The 13,608-nt window shown below is 65.7% G+C and carries 13 protein-coding genes; 1 reads left to right on the top strand and 12 read right to left on the bottom strand.

The features are described from left to right. Positions 1–513 precede the first annotated feature (513 nt). The 12 genes from Q0O97_RS12355 to Q0O97_RS12300 form a co-directional block, all read right to left on the bottom strand. Entirely contained in the window at positions 514–1,986 is a 1,473-nt protein-coding gene (locus Q0O97_RS12355; RefSeq protein ID WP_294929572.1) for a mannitol dehydrogenase family protein, read from the bottom strand. Then, positions 1,986–2,756, bottom strand: coding sequence for an L-iditol 2-dehydrogenase (locus Q0O97_RS12350; RefSeq protein WP_294929569.1), 771 nt, complete (start codon positions 2,754–2,756; stop codon positions 1,986–1,988). Before Q0O97_RS12350 ends, Q0O97_RS12355 begins: the two co-directional genes overlap by 1 nt. Next, positions 2,753–3,754: an ABC transporter ATP-binding protein gene (locus Q0O97_RS12345; protein WP_294929567.1), complete on the bottom strand. Its 1,002-nt coding sequence runs from the start codon at positions 3,752–3,754 to the stop codon at positions 2,753–2,755. Before Q0O97_RS12345 ends, Q0O97_RS12350 begins: the two co-directional genes overlap by 4 nt. A gap of 9 nt (positions 3,755–3,763) precedes the next feature. Further along, positions 3,764–4,591 (bottom strand): carbohydrate ABC transporter permease, encoded by an 828-nt coding sequence (locus tag Q0O97_RS12340; protein ID WP_294929565.1) that lies wholly within the window; start codon positions 4,589–4,591, stop codon positions 3,764–3,766. 23 nt (positions 4,592–4,614) lie between these two features. Further along, a complete protein-coding gene (locus Q0O97_RS12335) occupies positions 4,615–5,487 on the bottom strand; it encodes a sugar ABC transporter permease (RefSeq protein ID WP_294929562.1) in 873 nt (290 codons plus the stop codon). Between the two features lie 72 nt (positions 5,488–5,559). Next, positions 5,560–6,876 carry a sugar ABC transporter substrate-binding protein gene (locus tag Q0O97_RS12330; protein ID WP_294929559.1) on the bottom strand — a complete coding sequence of 439 codons (1,317 nt, stop codon included), beginning with the start codon at positions 6,874–6,876 and terminating at the stop codon, positions 5,560–5,562. A gap of 112 nt (positions 6,877–6,988) precedes the next feature. Further along, positions 6,989–7,933: a sugar-binding domain-containing protein gene (locus Q0O97_RS12325; RefSeq protein ID WP_294929557.1), complete on the bottom strand. Its 945-nt coding sequence runs from the start codon at positions 7,931–7,933 to the stop codon at positions 6,989–6,991. Then, positions 7,920–8,627, bottom strand: coding sequence for an HAD-IA family hydrolase (locus Q0O97_RS12320; protein ID WP_294929554.1), 708 nt, complete (start codon positions 8,625–8,627; stop codon positions 7,920–7,922). Before Q0O97_RS12320 ends, Q0O97_RS12325 begins: the two co-directional genes overlap by 14 nt. Positions 8,628–8,691: 64 nt before the next feature. Next, a complete protein-coding gene (gene cysW / locus Q0O97_RS12315; RefSeq protein WP_294929552.1) occupies positions 8,692–9,522 on the bottom strand; it encodes a sulfate ABC transporter permease subunit CysW in 831 nt (276 codons plus the stop codon). A gap of 2 nt (positions 9,523–9,524) precedes the next feature. Continuing rightward, positions 9,525–10,370: a sulfate ABC transporter permease subunit CysT gene (cysT, locus tag Q0O97_RS12310; protein WP_294929549.1), complete on the bottom strand. Its 846-nt coding sequence runs from the start codon at positions 10,368–10,370 to the stop codon at positions 9,525–9,527. After that, complete coding sequence (locus Q0O97_RS12305) at positions 10,367–11,365, bottom strand: sulfate ABC transporter substrate-binding protein (protein ID WP_294929546.1); 999 nt, start codon at positions 11,363–11,365, stop codon at positions 10,367–10,369. Before Q0O97_RS12305 ends, cysT begins: the two co-directional genes overlap by 4 nt. Beyond that, on the bottom strand, positions 11,362–12,465 hold the full coding sequence (locus tag Q0O97_RS12300; protein ID WP_294929543.1) for a sulfate/molybdate ABC transporter ATP-binding protein: 1,104 nt from the start codon (positions 12,463–12,465) through the stop codon (positions 11,362–11,364). Before Q0O97_RS12300 ends, Q0O97_RS12305 begins: the two co-directional genes overlap by 4 nt. Before the next feature lie 724 nt (positions 12,466–13,189). On the opposite strand from Q0O97_RS12300, the gene Q0O97_RS12295 reads away from it, so the two are divergent. Continuing rightward, positions 13,190–13,608: hypothetical protein (locus Q0O97_RS12295; protein WP_294929541.1), on the top strand; the 419-nt coding region annotated here is incomplete at its 3' end.

The raw sequence follows: 13,608 nt of genomic DNA, 5'->3' as shown, positions 1-13,608 counted from the left end.
GGAACGGTTCGGTTCGTAAAGCCATTCGATATACGAAGGTTAATAGTCAGCCTTTCTTAGGTCAGCATTCTTGACCATTAATAAAGTTTAATTCATATTTTACAGATATTTAATTAGAGAAAATATGAAGAATCCATAGATCTTGGTTAATGTCTTTCGGCCCTCTGTGGTGGTGGAATCCATCGGGGCTATACTTGAAGGCGAACAACTGTCGAAAGAAACAAGTTCAAAAGAAAAATGGGATATGTTTTATAAGCCCTGTGAGGACGCGGCATGCGTATCCATAGGGGGCTTACCAAGTAACGTCTGTATCGATTGACCTGATACGGGCGTCCTCACACCGGGTTTTGCCTGCATTCGGCATGGCCTTGGGTTCATGGCAGGGGCGTGGTTTCCTGCGCATGTTTCGATTGGCCGTTGCCGATTGGAAAAGGGTCCCGGCGCATGTGGTGCCGGGACCCTTGCTTGTTTCGGATCGCCAGGCTGCGCTGCGGGCGTGGCCAGCGGCTGCGTTCAGCCGGCGAGGTAGCCAGCGATCGCGGCCTGGCTGCCCTGATCCCAGATCTTGCGCAGGGCTGTCGCAAAAGCCGCGCGCAGGGTGGGGTCCTGGCCAAGCCCGCCATAGACATCGGCCATTTCCAGCCATGCCTCGGGGCGTTCCCGTGCCTCGTGTGCGCGGGCGGTCAGGGCGGGCCAGTTGGGGTCGTTGGGCGCGATTTCCGTGCCGTCCTCGGCCTGGCCATGGCAATAGCGGCACCACAGCGCCGACAGCAGGATCAGCCCATCCGCCGGTTGCCCCGCCGCCAGCCGGTCGCGCAGCGTCGGCACGATGAATTTCGGCTGCCGGTTCGACCCGTCCAGGCACAGCCGCCGGATCGTGTCGCGCACCTGCGCGTTGGCAAAGCGGGCACTTAGCAGGCGCAGGTAATCCTGCGGCGGTTGGCCGGGGATGGCGGGAAGGGTGGGCATGATCTCGCGCTGTTCGACCGCTTGCAGGAAGGCAGCGATCTGCGGGTCGGCCATCGCCTCATGCGCGAATTCGATGCCTCGCAGCCCGGCGGGATAGGCGATGATCGCATGGCCGCCGTTGAGCATGCGGATCTTCATCGCCTCGAACAGGGCGACGTCGGGGGTGAAGGTGACGCCGACCTCTTCCAGCGCGGGGCGGCCCTGGGGGAAGTCGTCCTCGACCACCCATTGCCGGAACGGTTCGCATGTGACGGGGGCGGCATCGTCGATGCCGAGGGCCGCGGCCATCGCGATCTCGGCCGGGCCGGTCGCGGGGGTGATGCGGTCCACCATCGAGTTGGGGAAGGCCACCGCCTCGCGCACCCATTCGGCCAGCGTGGGCTCGATCAGCGCGGCCAGCCCCGCCACCGCGTCGCGGGTGACATGGCCGTTATGGGGCAGGTTGTCGCAGGACATGACGGTGAAGGGCGCCAGCCCCGCCGCGCGCCGGTTGCGCAGCGCCGCCAGGATCGCGCCAAAGACCGTGCGCGGGCTGCCGGGCTGCGCGGCGTCGGCGCGGATATCGGGATGATCGGGCGAAAAGGTGCCGGTGCGGGGATCGGTGAAATAGCCGCCCTCGGTCACGGTCAGGGACACGATGCGGATATCGGGCTGCGACATCCGTTCGATCAGCGCGGCATGGCCCGGCGTCACGGGCAGGAAATCGACCATTGCGCCGGTGACGCGGGGACCCTGGTTCAACTCGGGCTGGCCAAGTTCGATCACCGTGGTCAGCCAGTCCTGCGCGGCAAGGCGGTCGCGCATCGCGCTGTCCTCGGGGCGGACGCCTGCGCCGATGATCGCCCAGTCATGGCCCCGGCCCAGGTTGAACAGGTCGTCCAGATAGACCGCCATATGGGCGCGGTGGAAATTGCCGCAGCCGATATGGACGATGCCGGGGCGCAGGTCGGCGCGCGCGTAACGCGGTGCGGCGACGGCGGCGGGCAGGCCGGGCAGGGTGGTAAGCGAGAGTTTCATCAGCTCATCCAGTTCCCGCCATCGACGTTATAGGTCTGCGCGACGATATATTCGGCATCGTCCGAGGCAAGGAATACCGCCATGCCGGTCAGATCCTCGGCGGTGCCCATGCGGCCGAAGGGGACGGCCTCGCCGACAAGGCGCTTCTTCTCGCCCAGAGGGCGGTTTTCGTGACGGGCGAAATGGGCGTCGACTTCGTCCCAATGCGCGCCCTCGACCACGCCGGGGGCGATGGCGTTGACGTTGATGCGATGCGCGATCAGGTTCAGCCCCGCCGATTGGGTAAGCGAGATCACGGCGGCCTTGCTGGCGCAATAGACGCCGACCAGCGCCTCGCCCCGGCGGCCCGCCTGGCTGGCCATGTTGATGATGCGCCCGCCCTTGCCGCGCGCGATCATGTGGCGCGCGACGGCCTGCATCATGAACAGCGTGCCCGAAACATTGATCGCGAAAACCCGGTCGTAATCGGTGCGCTTGATGTCCACGATCGGGTCCATCGTGAAGATGCCCGCATTGTTGATCAGGATGTCGATGCCGCCCAGAATCTCGGCGGATTGCGTCACGCAGGCGTCGATGCTGGCCTGGTCGGTCACGTCCAGCCGCACGGCATGGGCCTTGGGGCCGATGCTTTCGGCGGCGGCCTGCGCCGCTTCCAGGTTGATGTCGGCGATCACGACGCTTGCGCCTTCCGCGACATAGCGGCGCGCGAAGGCGGTTCCGATGCCGCGCGCGGCGCCGGTGACGAGGGCGGTCTTGCCTGTAAGTCTCATTTCAGCGTGGAGCCTTGTTGATCGAAACGATGAAGGTGGTCGGGGTTGAAGGTCAGGGTCACGCGGTCGCCCGAATGGACCGGGAATTCGCCATGCACGCGGACATTGACCTGACCATGTTCGGTGCGGGTGTGCAGATAGGTGTCCGAACCGAGATGTTCGGACAGCAGAACCTCGCCCTGCCAGCCTTCGCCCCCTGCGGGCTGTGCGGTCAGGTGTTCGGGACGGATGCCGATGGTATGGGCGCCGAAACGCGCGGCCTCGGGTCCGGTCACGAAATTCATGCGCGGGCTGCCGATGAAACCCGCCACGAACAGGTTGACCGGGTTGCGGTAAAGCTCCAGCGGACTGCCGACCTGCTCGACCCGCCCGGCGTTCAGCACGACGATCTTGTCGGCCATGGTCATCGCCTCGACCTGATCGTGGGTGACGTAGATCATCGTCGTGCGCAACTGCTTGTGCAGTTCCGAGATTTCCAGCCGCATGTTCACGCGCAGCGCCGCGTCGAGGTTGGACAGCGGCTCGTCGAACAGGAAGGCCGCAGGCTCGCGCACGATGGCCCGCCCGATGGCCACGCGCTGGCGCTGGCCGCCCGAAAGCTGGCCGGGGCGGCGGTCGAGATAGTCGGTCAGGTTCAGACTGCGTGCCGCTGCCTCGACCTTGCGGTCGATCTCGGCCTGCGGGGTGCCCGCCATCTTCAGCGGAAAGGCGATATTCTTGCGCACCGACATATGCGGATAAAGCGCATAGCTTTGAAACACCATCGCCAGCCCGCGCCGGGCGGGCGGCAGGCTGGACGCATCCTTGCCGTCGATCCTGATTTCGCCGCCGGTGATGTCCTCAAGCCCTGCGATCAGGCGCAGCAGCGTCGATTTCCCGCAGCCCGAGGGGCCGACGAAGACGACGAATTCGCCGTCTCCGATCGACAGGTCCAGGGGCGGGATGACCTCGGTTGTCCCGAAGGTCTTCTGCACGCCGCGAAGTTCGATCTGTCCCATTGTCGTCTCCTATTTCACGGCGCCGAAGGTCAGGCCACGGACCAGTTGCTTCTGGCTGAACCAGCCCAGAACCAGGATCGGCGCGATGGCCAGCGTCGAGGCGGCGGACAGTTTCGCATAGAATAGCCCTTCGGGGCTGGAATAGCTGGCGATGAAGGCGGTCAGCGGCGCGGCCTTCGATGTGGTCAGGTTCAGCGTCCAGAACGCTTCGTTCCACGCAAGGATGATGTTGAGCAGCATGGTCGAGGCGATCCCTGGCACCGCCATCGGCGCCAGCACATGGACAATCTCGCGCCACAGGCTGGCGCCGTCCATCCGCGCGGCCTCCAGGATCTCGCCCGGAATTTCGCGGAAATAGGTGAACAGCATCCAGATCACGATGGGCAGGTTGATCAGCGTCAGCACGATCATCAGGCCAAGGCGCGTATCCAGCAGGCCGAAATCGCGAAAGATCAGGTAGATGGGCACCAGCACGCCCACGGCGGGCATCATCTTGGTGGACAGCATCCACATCAGCAGGTCCTTGGTCCGCCGCCCCGGCTGGAAGGCCATCGCCCATGCGGCGGGGATCGCGATAACCAGCGCCAGCAGCGTCGAGCCAAGCGACAGGATCACCGAGTTCATGAAATGCAGCCCGTAGTTCGAGCGGCTCTGCACCGTCGCATAATTGTCCAGCGTCGGCGTGAACAGGAATTTCGGCGGGATTGCGACGGCATCGGCCTCGGTCTTGAACGAGGTCAGCACGGTCCACAGGATCGGGAAGAAGATCAGCAGCCCCACGGCCCAGGCCAGTGCCGTGAAGCCGATCTTGCGGCGGGTCGAGACGGCGCGGGCCATGTCAGTTTCCCCCTTGGTTACGGTCAGGCATCTATGTTCTTTCCGATCATGCGCAGCAGGAAGATCGCCACGATATTGGCAAGGATTACCGCGAAGATGCCGCCCGCCGATCCCAGCCCCACGTCGAATTGCAAGAGCGACTGCGCATAGACGAGGAAGGGCAGGTTGGTCGTCGCCGTGCCCGGACCGCCGTTGGTGGTGACCAGGATCTCGGCGAAGATGGACAGCAGGAAGATCGTCTCGATCAGGATGACGACGGTGATGGCGCGCGCCAGATGCGGCAGCACGATATGGCGGAACCGCGCAAGCGGGCGGGCACCGTCCATTTCGGCGGCCTCAAGCTGTTCGCTGTCCAGCGACTGCATCGCGGTCAGCAGGATCAGCGTCGCGAAGGGCAACCATTCCCAGCTTACGATCACGATGATGGAAAACAGCGGCATCTGCCCGAAGAAGTCGATGGGTTGCATCCCGAAGGTCCGCGCCAGCCAGCCGAAAAGGCCGTTCACGGGGTTCATCATCATGTTCTTCCACACCAGCGCGGAAACGGTGGGCATGACGAAGAAGGGCGCGATGACAAGGATGCGCACGATCCCCTGTCCGAAGATCGGTTGATCCAGCAGGATCGCCAGTAGGATGCCGCCGCCGACCGTGATTGCCAGCACCCCCAGAACCAGCGTCAGCGTGTTGGCGATGGCGGGCCAGAAGGCGGGATCGCTGAAGAAATAGCGATAGTTTTCCAGCCCCGCGAAACTTTCGGTGCCCGGCATCAGCAGGTTGTAGCGCAGCAGCGAAAACCAGATCGTCATGCCAAGCGGCACGATCATCCACAGCAAGAGCAGGATGACCGAAGGCGAAACCATCAATCGCGCCGTGGCGCGTGAAGCTTTGGTGGCCATGTAAGGCTCCTTGCCGTGCCGGGGGCCGTGGCGAGGGTTCCGCCACGGCCGGGTTCTTGTTTGGGCCCGTTCCTACTTGGGATAACCCGCGCGGGTCATTTCACGCTTGGCCAGTTGCTGGGCGCTGGCAATCGCCTGATCAAGGCTGGCCGAACCCGCGACCGCTGCGGAAAACTGCTGGCCGACCGCCGTGCCGATGGCCTGGAACTCGGGGATCGAGATCCATTGCCCGCCGGTATAGGGCACTTCCTGGACCGAGGGGTTCTGCGTGTCGGCCGCCGTCATCGCCTCAAGCGTCATGGCGGCGAAGGGCGCGTCCTCCAGGTATTCCGGGTTTTCGTAAAGCGATGTGCGCGTGCCCGGCGGGACGTTGGCGATGCCTTCCTTCTCGGCCACCAGCGCCAGGTATTCCTTGGACGTGGCCCATTCCACGAAGGTCTTTGCCGCCTCGGCCTTGGTCGAGGACGCCGGGATGGCAAGGTTCCACGACCACAGCCAGTTGCCGGTGTTGTCCACGCCGTCCTTGTGCGGGAACTTGGCGAAACCGACGTGATCGGCAACGGACGAATCATCGGGGTTGGTCACGAAGGACGCGGCCACCGTGGCGTCGATCCACATGCCGCATTTGCCCGACTGGAACAGCGCCAGCGATTCGTTGAAGCCGTTCGACGACGCGCCCGGCGGGCCGTAGTTCGACATCAGGTCCAGGTAGAGCGTCAGCGTCTCGACCCATTCGGGGCTGTCGTATTGCGGCACCCATTCCGTGTCGAAGCTGCGCCCGCCCATCGAATGCGACATGGCGGTCAGAAAGGCCATGTTTTCGCCCCAGCCGGCCTTGCCGCGCAGGCAGATGCCATAGATTTCCGCGTCCTTGTCGGTCATCTTCTCGGCGGCGTCGGCGATTTCGGCCCAGGTGGGGGCTTCGCTGATGGTGACGCCCGCGGCCTCGGCCAGGTCGGTGCGATACATCACCATCGCGGCCTCGCCGTAGAAGGGGGCGGCGTAAAGCGTGCCGTCCACGGTCAGCGTATCGGCGACGGCGGGCAAGAGGTCGGCGGCGTCGTAATCCTCGCCCATGTCGTCCAGACCCAGCAGCCAGCCCTGCGCGCCCCAGATCGGCACCTCGTAATTGCCGATGGTCAGCACGTCATACTGGCCGCCGCCCGTGGCGATGTCGGTCGTGACGCGCTGGCGCAGGACGTTTTCCTCCAGCGTGACCCATTCGACGGTGATGTCGGGATGGGCCTGGTTGAACTCGGCCATCAGGCCCTGCATGCGGATCATGTCGCCGTTGTTGACGGTGGCGACCGTGATCGTCTCGGCGGAAACCGACCCTGCAAGGGCGGCAAGCGCGCCAGCCAGAGCAAGCCCGCAAGTGCTGCGATTCATGTGATTACCTCCTCCACATTGGCGCGGGATGAGCATTTGCCCAATGCGTAAGCAAAGGATCATGATTTTTGATTGCCGAGTCAATGCCATTTTGCCCGGCGGGCGTTCCGGTTCAGTCCAGCAGGGCGCTTGCCGTCCGTTCGTCAGTGACGACGGCGTTCAGCAGCCCGCCGGTCAGCGCGGCGCGCAGCGGCACCAGTTTGGCCGGCCCGGCGGCGATGCCGACGATCAGCCGCCCGTCGCCGGCCATGATGCGCTGGCCCGCGACCCGGTCGTGAAAGGGGCTTTCCATATATTGCCCGGCGGCGTCGTAGATATGGCCCGCGATCTCGCCCGCGGCGCCGTGCCGGGCGACGCGCGCGCGTTCCTGCGGCGTGATGAAGCCGTCGACGACCAGCGGCGCGTCCTCGCTCATCTGGCCGACGCCGACAAAGACGGCATGGGCGCTGGCGACCTTGGCCAGCACGCTTTTCACCGGCGGCAGGGCATGGAAGGCGCGCCGTTCCTGCCCCGAGGCGGTGACGACCGGCACCGGCATCGGATAGGGGCGCATCCCGCGTTTTTCGGCGATTCGCATCACCACGTCGTAAAGCGTCGCCGCCCCGTCCGAGCCGATATTGCCCACGATCGAGGCGATCTCGTGCTGGGGCGAGGGCGCGGCAAAGACCGCGTCCGCCATCGCCCGGATCGCGCGGCCCGTGCCGACGGCGACGATCTGCGGCTCGGTTCGGTCCAGCACGGTTTCCAGCAGCGCCGCCGCATGGCCCGCGATGGCGCCATTGGGCGAACCGCCCGCGCCGGGGTCGGGGGCGACGCGGCATTCGCGCAGCCCGTAGCGGGCGATCAGGCGGTTTTCCAGCTCGATCAGCGCGGCGATGGGGTGGTCCAGCCGGACGCGCACCAGCCCCTCGGCCAGCGCCCTTGCGACCATCCGCTGCGCACGCTGGCGCGAGACGGACAGTTCCTTGGCGATCTGGTCCTGCGTCTTGCCGCCGACATAGTAAAGCCAGCCCGCCCGCGCGGCCAGGTCCAGCGAGCTTTCGTCATTTCGCGCCATCGTCACCCCCCTTGGCATGCAGCGGCAGCAGGTCTTGCGCCATGACCTGCGAAAAGCAATCGACGACCGCATCGGGCCGCGTCAACCGGCAGTAATCGACCTGCTGGCCGCGCATATGGCCGCCGCCCTTGAAATGCCAGCTTGTCATTCCGGCGGCGCGGGCGGCCTGCAAGCCGGGCAGGCTGTCCTCGATCACCACGCAGCGGGCGGGCGGAACGCCAAGCCGTTCGGCGGCCAGCAGGAACAGGTCGGGGGCGGGCTTGGAACGGGCAACCATCTCGGTCGTGAAAAGGCGCGGCTTGACCAGCGGCCACAAGCCCGCCGCGCCAAGCGTCGCCTGCACCCGCGCGCGCGTGGACGAGGTCACGACCGCCCAAGGCAGCGCCAGCCGCCGCAGCAACAAGGGCAGGCCCGGCATCGTCCGGGGCGAGTCGGCAAAGGCGCGGACGACGGCAAGGCGATAGTCCTCCTCGGCGCTGTCGGGCAGGGGGCGGGCAAAGACCTCGCGCGCGTGGCGGGTCACGGTGTCGAAGCTGCGGCCCATGAAATGGCGCATGACATAGCCGCGGTCGGCCGCGATCCCATGCCGCGCCAGTTCCAAGATCAGGCAGTCGATCGACGAAACCTCGCTGTCGATCAGCACGCCGTCGCAGTCGAAAAGGACCGCCCCGATCCGTCCAGCCTGATGCCGCATGCCGCCCCCTTGGTCGCAGAACCCGGATCATGGAACCGGTGCGCGGGCTTTGCAACCGCGCCGCTCAGACCGCCTTGCGTCCTTCCAGCACGGCCTTCAGCACCAGCGCGACCAGCGCGATCAGCGTCAGGATCGAGGCGGCGGCAAAGGCGCCCACGGCATTGAGGTCGTTGAACAGCAACTCAACCTGCAAGGGCAGGGTGTTGGTCTGGCCCCGGATGTTGCCCGACACGACCGACACGCCCCCGAATTCGCCGACAGCGCGGGCCGTGCAAAGCACCGCGCCGTAAAGCAGCGCCCATTTGATGCCGGGCAGCGTCACGCGGGTAAAGATCTGCCAGCCGCTTGCGCCAAGGGTGACGGCGGCCTGTTCCTGCTCGGTTCCCTGCGCCTGCATCAGGGGCAGCACCTCGCGCGCGACGAAGGGGGCGGTGACGAACATGGTCACCATCACGATGCCGGGCAGGGCGAACATCATCTGCACGTCATGGGCTTGCAGCCACGGACCCAGCAACCCCTGCCGCCCGTAAAGCAGCAGATAGCAGATCCCCGCGATGATGGGCGAGATGGAAAACGGGATCTCGATGATCGTGACCAGCAGCCCGCGCCCCGGAAAGCGATGCTTGGCGACGGCCCATGCGGCGGCGATGCCGAACAGGATGTTTACCGGCACCACGATCAGCGCGGTGATGCTGGTCAGCCAGATCGCATGCAGCGTGTCGGGGGCCATGATGTTGCGGACATAGGCGCCCCAGCCCGCCGAAAAGGCGCGTGCGAAGATGTAGATCAGCGGCGCCACGACCAGAAGGCCGGTCAGCAGGACGGCCAACCCGATCAGGATGCGCGGGCCCGTTCGGCTCTGGCCCGGGGCGAAGCTGGTCGCGGCGTGGGACATGCTCATTTCACCTCGCGGTAACGTGCGGCCCAGATTTGCAGCAGGTTCGAGACCAGCAGCAGCACCAGCGCAAAGACCAGCAGCACCAGCGCGATGGCGGCGGCGCCGATATAGTCGTATTCCTCAAGCCGGATATAGGCGAGAAGCGAGGCGATCTCGGTCTTCATCGGCAGGTTCCCGGCGATGAAGACGACCGCGCCGAACTCACCCAGCGAACGGGCGAATGCGACGGTCGATCCGGCAAGGAAGGCGGGCAGGATCGCGGGAAAGACGACGCGGGCAAAGATCGTCCAGGGCCGCGCGCCAAGCGTCATCGCGGCCTGTTCCAGCGTGGTGTCCAGGTCCTCCAGCACCGGCTGGACGGTGCGCACGACGAAGGGGATCGAGGTGAAGGTCATCGCCAGCACGATGCCCCAGATCGTGTAGACGACCTGGATCCCCGCCGCGTCCAGATATTGCCCGAACCAGCCGTTGGCCGAAAACAGCGCGGTCAGCGACAGGCCCGCGACGGCGGTGGGCAGGGCGAAGGGCACGTCCATCAGCGCATCCAGGATGCGCTTGCCGGGAAATTCGTAGCGCACCAGCACCCATGCCATCAGCACCCCGTAGACCGCATTGAAGACGGTGGCGATGGCGGCGGCGGTCAGGGTGATCCTGAACGCTGCCAGCGTGCGCGGCGATGTCACGATCTGCCAGAATCGTTCGGGACCGATCTCGGCCCCCTTCAGGATCAGCGCAAGGACCGGGATCAGCACCACCAGCACGAGGTAAAGCAGCGTGGTGCCGAGGCTCAGCGTGAACCCCGGCAGCACGCGCCGCGCGCGTATGGGTGCGGCGGCACCGATCATTGGTTGACGAAGACGCTGTCGAGGATGCCGCCCTCGGCCAGATGATCCTGGGTCACCTGATCCCAACCGCCGAAGACCTCGTCCACCGTTACCAGGCGCACCTCGGGCTGGTCGTCGGCATGGGCGGCGGTCACGGCTTCATCCGACACGCGATAATGGTTCTGCGCCATGATCTCTTGCGCCTCGGGGGTATAGAGCCAGTCGAGATAGGCGGTCGAAACCTCGGTCGAGCCGTTGCGCTCGGCATTGGCGTCCACGACCGCGACCGGGAAGGCCGCGAACAGCGACAGCGAGGGCGTGACCCGCTCGAACCCCTGCGCCTCGTATTGGGCGGCGATGGCGCCGGTCTCGGCCTCGAAGGTCACCAGCACGTCGCCGATGTTGCGCTCGGCGAAGGTCTGGGTCGCGGCGCGCCCGCCGGTGTCGAAGACGGGGACGTTCGACAGGATCTGGCGCACGAACTCCTGCGCCTGTTCCTGGTCGCCGCCGTTCTGGTCAAGCGCATAGGCATAGGCGGCCAGGTAGGTATAGCGCGCGTTGCCGCTGGTCTTGGGGTTGGGAAAGACCGGCTGGACGTCCTCGCGCGCAAGGTCGTCCCAATCGGTGATGTCCTTGGGGTTGCCTTGCCGCACCAGGAAGGCGGGCAGCGAATAGAAGGGGGACGCGCCGTTCGGGAAAGCCTCGCGCCAGCCCTCCTGGACCAGCCCGCCCTCGACCAGCACGTCGATATCGGTTTCCTGGTTGAAGGTCACGACATCGGCGGGCAGCCCCTCAAGGATCGCGCGGGCTTGACGCGAGGACCCGCCGTGGCTCTGGTCGATGGTTACGTCGCGCCCGCTCTCGGCCTGCCAGCTTTCGACGAAATGGGGGTTCAGCGCCTCGAACAGTTCGCGCCCGATATCGTAGCTGACGTTCAGGATCTTGTCCTGCGCCAGGGCGGGCGAGGCGCCAAGCGCCAGGGCCAGAAAGGCGGTGCGGAGGGTTTTCGGTTTCATCGGATGTTCTCCTTGGCGGGGGCTTGTGCAGCCGGGGCGGGGGTGGTGGCCGGCCGTGGGCCGGGAAAGACCGATCCCGCCTCGGGGCGCAGATGGGTGCGGGTGCCGGGAGTCAGCCCGGCGGCTTCGGGGGCGCGACGGGGCAGGACGGTCTCGACGCGGTTGCCTGCCCCGTCCTTCAGCGCGATGCGCAGGGTCGCGCCGGTGCTGGCGACGGTCTCGATGGTCCAGCAACCCTGGGTGTCGGCGATCGGTGTGATGTCGTCGGGGCGCAGGAACAGCGTCGCGGGGCCGTCGGGCAGCACCCGCCGTTCCAGCCGCGTGGCGTCGATGCCTGCGGCCTCGATCCGTCCGGCGCGCATGGTGACGGGAATTTCGACCGTCGCGCCCATGAAATTGGCGACGAAGGGCGTCGCAGGGCGGTCGTGGATCTGGTCGGCGCTGCCGATCTGCTCGATCTGGCCCTGGCCCATGATGACGACGCGGTCGGCCAGCTCGAACGCCTCTTCCTGGTCGTGGGTCACGAAGATCGAGGTCGAGCCGGTCGCGCCATGCACCTCGCGCAGCCAGTTGCGCAGGTCGCGGCGGATGGCGGCGTCCAGCGCGCCGAAGGGTTCGTCCAGCAGCAGCACCGTCGGCTCGATCGCCAACGCCCGGCCAAGCGCGACCCGCTGGCGCTGTCCGCCCGAAAGCTGGGCGGGATAACGGTCGCCCAGATGGGCGATCTGCAACAGGTGCAGCAATTCGTCGACGCGGGCGGCGATGACGCCGCGCCCCGGCCGCTGGCTGCGCGGGCGCACGGTCAGGCCGAAGGCGATGTTGTCGCGCACCTTCATATGCGGAAACAGCGCGTAATGCTGAAAGACAAAGCCGATGCGGCGGTCCTGCGCGGGCAGGTTCAGCCAGTTGACGCCGTCCACGTCCAACCCGCCCATGTCGGGCCAGTCCAGCCCGGCGATGATCTTGAGCAGGGTCGTCTTGCCCGAACCCGACGGGCCGAGGAGGGCGACCAGTTCGCCTTTTTCGACGGTCAGGTCGATGCCCCGCAGGACCTCGGTGGGACCGAACCGCTTTCTCATGCCTGTGATCGTGATGGTCATCGCGCGCTCCTTCAGGTTGATTGATTAAGGTGGGGGTGCGGCGCAATCAAGGAACGCAAGCGGCGTAAACGGCGAGGTTGAAGGAATAATATTCCTGTATTTGGTGGAATGCCGCTAAAACAAGGATCATTATCCTGACCAGCCCGCAAATATCATGCCGGAAAACAGCCCTGAACCGGGCAGGAAATTCTTTTTTGCCAAGGTGGCGGGCCGGTGACGCGGATGTTTCCGCGCAGCGGCGATCCTGCCCGGACCTTGGGAATGGGACCCGCCCGCGCGCATATGCCGGCCCCTCCGGCACATGGGTCGGCTGTTGCTGGGTGGGCCCTGTATATTGGGCTTTACCGGGGGACGGCTTGATGTCTTGACGCCCCCATGTCCGCGATCTGCCCGTCCGATTTTTATCCGCGCGCGCATGCATTGCGGCTTACCCTTGGCGCCGTCGTGCCGCCCGGCCCGACCATGTTTTATCCGCGGGGGCGTGGATCGCGGCGGGTGGATGGCGCGACATGTGAGCGGCCTTGCCCCAATGTCTGCGATGCGCACGTGCATGCCTCATCCGTGCGCGCATGCATTGCCGTGGGATATTGGCGCGAGGTGGCGAAATCCGGCAGGCGCCCATCGCCTTGCATGCCACGGGTGGACGGCGGGTGCCGGTCGGGCGGACCTGCGACTTGATGGTCTTGTCCGCCGCCGGCGCATGTGCCGGTGGAGGCGACCGGGAATGCCGGCCTTATGGTTCTACGCCTTCCATACGCGCAAGTGGGGCAACCCACACGCGAATCAACAGGCGCGCGCGATGTTTGGCGCCGCCCATATGCCCGAGCGAAGGTATGCCTGCTGCATGATCGGGCAGGCTGCTGAAAAGCGCCAGCGCGACGGACCGGCTTGGGCCGCGAGCCTGGAAACCCGTTCCAGAACACCCGGAAACGCCCCGTTTTCTGACCCATCGTCAGCGGATCAAGGATTTCCCCCGCGACCTTCTCAAGATTGCTTTTCCACAGCCTGCCAAGCGCATTACGTTCAGCACCGTCCGCGCGTGATTGAGGGTAGCCGCGACCAAGGCATGCGACCAATCTGCTCGCTGCCGCTGCCGCTGCCGCTGCCGCTGCCGCTGCCGCTGCCGCTGCCGCTGCCGCTGCC

The organism is uncultured Paracoccus sp. (assembly GCF_945915435.1).
In the GTDB taxonomy this organism is placed as follows: Bacteria; Pseudomonadota; Alphaproteobacteria; order Rhodobacterales; family Rhodobacteraceae; genus Paracoccus.
This window is presented reverse-complemented; position numbering and strand designations above follow the sequence as displayed.

Excerpts from the sequence above, each read along its gene's own strand:
- Q0O97_RS12330 (WP_294929559.1), bottom strand. The coding sequence starts at position 6,876 with ATGAATCGCAGCACTTGCGGGCTTGCTCTGGCTGGCGCGCTTGCCGCC.
- Q0O97_RS12345 (WP_294929567.1), bottom strand. The coding sequence starts at position 3,754 with ATGGGACAGATCGAACTTCGCGGCGTGCAGAAGACCTTCGGGACAACC.
- Q0O97_RS12305 (WP_294929546.1), bottom strand. The coding sequence starts at position 11,365 with ATGAAACCGAAAACCCTCCGCACCGCCTTTCTGGCCCTGGCGCTTGGC.
- Q0O97_RS12340 (WP_294929565.1), bottom strand. The coding sequence starts at position 4,591 with ATGGCCCGCGCCGTCTCGACCCGCCGCAAGATCGGCTTCACGGCACTG.
- cysT (WP_294929549.1), bottom strand. The coding sequence starts at position 10,370 with ATGATCGGTGCCGCCGCACCCATACGCGCGCGGCGCGTGCTGCCGGGG.
- cysW (WP_294929552.1), bottom strand. The coding sequence starts at position 9,522 with ATGTCCCACGCCGCGACCAGCTTCGCCCCGGGCCAGAGCCGAACGGGC.
- Q0O97_RS12320 (WP_294929554.1), bottom strand. The coding sequence starts at position 8,627 with ATGCGGCATCAGGCTGGACGGATCGGGGCGGTCCTTTTCGACTGCGAC.
- Q0O97_RS12355 (WP_294929572.1), bottom strand. The coding sequence starts at position 1,986 with ATGAAACTCTCGCTTACCACCCTGCCCGGCCTGCCCGCCGCCGTCGCC.
- Q0O97_RS12325 (WP_294929557.1), bottom strand. The coding sequence starts at position 7,933 with ATGGCGCGAAATGACGAAAGCTCGCTGGACCTGGCCGCGCGGGCGGGC.
- Q0O97_RS12300 (WP_294929543.1), bottom strand. The coding sequence starts at position 12,465 with ATGACCATCACGATCACAGGCATGAGAAAGCGGTTCGGTCCCACCGAG.
- Q0O97_RS12350 (WP_294929569.1), bottom strand. The coding sequence starts at position 2,756 with ATGAGACTTACAGGCAAGACCGCCCTCGTCACCGGCGCCGCGCGCGGC.
- Q0O97_RS12335 (WP_294929562.1), bottom strand. The coding sequence starts at position 5,487 with ATGGCCACCAAAGCTTCACGCGCCACGGCGCGATTGATGGTTTCGCCT.